This window comes from Okeania sp. SIO2F4 (assembly GCF_010672385.1).
GTDB lineage: Bacteria > Cyanobacteriota > Cyanobacteriia > Cyanobacteriales > Microcoleaceae > Trichodesmium.
Genome location: NZ_JAAHGT010001228.1, coordinates 1 through 2,219 on the forward strand (window position 1 = coordinate 1; position 2,219 = coordinate 2,219).

The 2,219-nt window shown below is 31.9% G+C and carries 3 protein-coding genes and 1 pseudogene; all 4 read right to left on the bottom strand.

What is annotated here, in order from left to right:
- Positions 1–97 precede the first annotated feature (97 nt).
- Positions 98–403 (bottom strand): transposase family protein, encoded by a 306-nt coding sequence (locus F6K22_RS39155; protein WP_293110377.1) that lies wholly within the window; start codon positions 401–403, stop codon positions 98–100.
- A 218-nt stretch (positions 404–621) separates the two neighbouring features.
- Positions 622–723 (bottom strand): hypothetical protein, encoded by a 102-nt coding sequence (locus F6K22_RS39160; protein WP_293110373.1) that lies wholly within the window; start codon positions 721–723, stop codon positions 622–624.
- Between the two features lie 117 nt (positions 724–840).
- Positions 841–1,086, bottom strand: coding sequence for a hypothetical protein (locus F6K22_RS39165; protein ID WP_293110375.1), 246 nt, complete (start codon positions 1,084–1,086; stop codon positions 841–843).
- A 926-nt stretch (positions 1,087–2,012) separates the two neighbouring features.
- Positions 2,013–2,219, bottom strand: a pseudogene (locus tag F6K22_RS39170) (UDP-glucose 4-epimerase GalE); the annotation flags it as partial.

The window sequence follows — 2,219 nt, forward strand, 5'->3', positions numbered from 1 at the left end:
ATGAATTATGATCAAATTATTGAATAAATGAAATTAAGTATCCAGCAATAAAATTCAAAATACTTTGAATTTTAGAGTGGAGAAATGAAGCATAAAATCAACTTTTTTTAGGAATATTTGATCGAGAGAAAAACTGGAAGCGATCGCTACAATATTTAGTCCGATGGCATAGATTAGTATACGCTATATATAGTGTCTTTGCGTAAGTCCTGATCAATCTAATTATCTGTTCAACAAAAATTCTTTTTGAAGATATTTCTTTGTTTTTCAACTTTTCTGATTCAGTTAAATCTCTATTCTTTGGCTTTTTTTTGGGAGTTTTAATTCCTGGTTCCCCAACATAAGCTTTATCTCCACTAAATTTTTGTTCTTGAGCGAATTTTTGTTGGACTTGCGCGTTAATAGTTTAAGTCACTTTTTTTTCCTTGTTCACCTGCTGATACCTCCACAATATCTTTACCTAATGGTAATAGGATTACTTATCCTTTTTTTGTATGATTTTTTTTCTTGCCTGAGTAATATTCTTTCTGTTTTTCATAATTCCCTGGTCTTTCCATGGGCTGCTCATAGCTATCTACAATTAATTCAAATTCCGTTAATATTTCTTTGACTTCTTCATAGTCACTTTGTTTTTTTTACCTGTTCTAATAGACTTTGTGGTAATAAATCTCCCATAATTGGCCACCAATAATTAAAGGTATCATTGGCAGTAGTTTCACTCACCCCAAATTGAATCCCTAGAAATTGAAATGTTGTTAAATGTCTTAAATAAGTTAATCAGGACTTACGCAACAGCACTAATTATAGTGACTTTATATGGAATAATGACGAAGTTATACGCTATATATAGCGGTACTGCGTAAGTCCTGTTAATGTTAAAATGATTTGTTCTGAGATTGATAGTAATGGTGGTCTACCACCGCCTGAAGCAATAATTCTGACTTTTTTTGACTTCAGTAGTTCTTGTTTATTATTGTGGATTTCTTCGGCTTGTTTTAATAATTTTTCTAGTTGTTCATATTTGGTACCTAATAAACGTTCTTTTTCTTGTGGATGATTGTGAATGTGTTCCAGTATGCTGGTCATAATTGGCTGTTAAAATTACATTTTTTATTATTATCTCACAACTTATTTATTTTTCGGAGATGTCTATTATTTATGGATAAAAATTGATTTTATTTTTGATTTGTGGAGAGGTATAATAATTATATAGTTAGTCAATACTTTAGTTATTAAGTAATAAGTAATATAGCATTTATCATAAAGATGAGGCAGATTTACTATCCCCCATTATCCTCCTTTTTAAGCTATGCTTTATAAACATCTTTCTTAAGATAAAACTTAGACATTAGAAAAAGGTTATGTTTATTACCATTCAATGAATATGATAGGAGAGTAAACGTATTTAATTAGAGGCTAAACTCCCCCCACCTCCCCATGTCCCCACACCCCCATCTCCCTATCATCAAAGGATTTTAGGAGTTCCTTATCAGGGATAGCTTTTTAAGGGGGCACTTTTTGTTGCTTCTCCCATTTTTAAGCTATGCTTTATAAACATCTTTCTTAACATAAAAATTGACAAAAGAGATAAGTTCTGTAACTGCTATTGAATAGATATTTTGGAGGAGTAAATATATTGAAAAATAGGCATTTCTCTAATTTTGCTCTCTTTATCCCCCCATCCCTTCATATCCCTAAAGGGTAAGGAAGAATTAATAAGGATTTAAACCCCGAAAAAAGTTAAATTGCCTGTACATATTCATCCTTATATTTACACAAACTATACCGGTTGACATGATATAAGACCTATTTCCTAGTTAGGAAAAAAATTCATTTCTAGTATTAGACATCTCCAACAAGAAAAAATAAAATCAATTATCGTACAGAAATAATCAATTATTTATTTCTCCCTATTCCCTCTTTTATGGAGATGTCTATTTATTCAGCAACCCCATAAATAAATCTATTTATGTTCTTGTTACTTTTGCTTTTTAACTTTGAACTTTTAACTTTCATTTCCCATGTCTTTTTTGATGCCACTGCCAAGCATGACCAACAATTTCTTTAACCTCTGGATATTTCGGAGACCAACCTAATACTCTCCTTGCTTTCTCACTACTCCCTACCAAAATAGGTGCATCTCCTGGTCGGCGATCGCGCTCCTCTACTCTAAATTCTCTCCCAGTTACTTGCTTGACAGTCTCTATCACTTCCCTAAC

Bases quoted from the DNA above. Each gene is read 5' to 3' on its own strand.
- F6K22_RS39165 (WP_293110375.1), bottom strand. From the start codon at position 1,086: ATGACCAGCATACTGGAACACATTCACAATCATCCACAAGAAAAAGAA.